The organism is Paraburkholderia sp. GAS32 (assembly GCF_050434225.1).
In the GTDB taxonomy this organism is placed as follows: Bacteria; Pseudomonadota; Gammaproteobacteria; order Burkholderiales; family Burkholderiaceae; genus Paraburkholderia; species Paraburkholderia madseniana.
The window spans coordinates 1-1,661 of record NZ_JBNPVS010000119.1 but is presented as its reverse complement, the minus strand read 5'-3'; the positions used below and the strand labels follow the sequence as shown (position 1 = coordinate 1,661).

Annotated in this window: 1 protein-coding gene; it reads left to right on the top strand. The window is 61.6% G+C overall.

The features are described 5' to 3' along the window. The first annotated feature begins 75 nt into the window (after positions 1-75). Positions 76-1,628 (top strand): IS3 family transposase gene (locus P3T25_RS48430; protein ID WP_266243668.1). Its coding sequence is split into 2 segments (ribosomal slippage): positions 76-538 and positions 538-1,628, totalling 1,554 coding nucleotides; the frame shifts between segments, so codons are not numbered across the junction. Positions 1,629-1,661 lie beyond the last annotated feature (33 nt).

Genomic DNA, 1,661 nt, shown 5'->3' with positions numbered 1-1,661 from the left:
TCCCCCGGCGTCAGACTACTTGTCGTGTTATCTGATTCCTATAGACATGGTCCGGGGGCGGTAAAATCAGGGTGAATGAAAGCCTACTCAGCAGAAAGAAAGGAAGCGCTGGTGCGGCGCATGATGCCGCCGGAAAACGCGCTGGTGTCGGCACTGGCTAGGGAAACGGGAATTACCGAACAGACGTTGTACACGTGGCGCCGACAGGCGAAAGGACAAGGGTTGGTCGTGCCTGGCGATGGGAAGAATCCCGAAGGATGGTCTTCGGAGGACAAGTTTGCAGTAGTGCTGGAGAGCGCGCCGCTCAATGCAGCGGAGCTGGCCGAGTATTGCCGTCGAAAGGGTCTTTATCCAGAACAGATAGCCGCCTGGCGGGCCGCTTGTCGTTCGGCCAATGCGAATGCCACAGAGCAGGCACGCGAGCAGCGCCAGCAGTCGAAGGACGACAAAAAGCGCATCCAGCAGCTCGAGAAGGAATTGCAGCGCAAGGAGAAGGCGCTGGCGGAAGCGGCTGCGTTGCTGATTCTGAGAAAAAAAGCCCAGGCGATCTGGGGAGACAAAGAGGACGATTAATCAACGTCCCGGATCGCCTGTTATGTATATCGTTGATACGCGAGGCGGCGCAGTCAGGCTGCCGGCTGGAGCAGGCCTGCAACGAGCTGGGCCTGAGCCTGCGCACGTTCCAGCGCTGGGTGGGTAACGGCGACGCGGTGCTCGCCGATGGCCGCACGATGACCGGGCGGCCGCCGCCGCGAAACAAACTGAGTGAGGCCGAACGGCAGCAGATTCTGGAAGTCGCAAACTGTGCGGAGTTTGCCAGCCTGCCACCCAGCCAGATCGTGCCGAGCCTGGCGGATCGCGGCGTGTATGTCGCGTCGGAATCGAGCTTTTACCGCGTGCTGCGCAGCGCTTCGCAGCACCACCACCGGGGTCGTGCGCGCAAGCCCTCGGCCCGGGTGGTGACCAGTCATTGTGCGACGGCACCGAACCAGGTCTGGTCGTGGGACATTACGTGGCTGCCGGCGGCGGTCAAGGGCCAGTACTACTACTGGTACATGATGCTGGACGTGTTCAGCCGCAAGATTGTCGGTCACGAAGTGCATGAAGCCGAATCGGCGGAACTGGCCGCGTTGCTGATGCGGCGTGCCAGTCTGGCTGAGGGCCTGGCAGGACGTCCCCTGGTGCTGCACTCGGACAACGGCAGCCCGATGAAGGGTGCGACGATGCTCGCCACCCTGGAAAACCTGGGGGTCGTGGCCTCGTTTAGCCGGCCGCGTGTGAGTAACGACAACCCGTACGCGGAGTCGCTGTTCCGGACCTGCAAGTACCGGCCCGACTACCCACGCAAGCCGTTCGGCAACGTGGATGAGGCACGGGCCTGGACGCAGCAGTTCGTGCGCTGGTACAACCATGAGCACAAACACAGCGGCCTGAAATTCGTCACGCCGGTGCAGCGCCATAACGGGGTGGCGACCGCAGTGCTTGCGCAACGTGAGGTCGTTTATGCAGAGGCCAGGCAGCGCAATCCAAGGCGTTGGTCCCGATCGACGCGCAACTGGAAATTGAAGGATGAAGTCTGGCTCAATCCGGAGCGCATGCAGCCGGAAGAACTAAAGCAGTCCGCATGAAGTGACGCGACAAGTACGTTGACAACCGCCGGC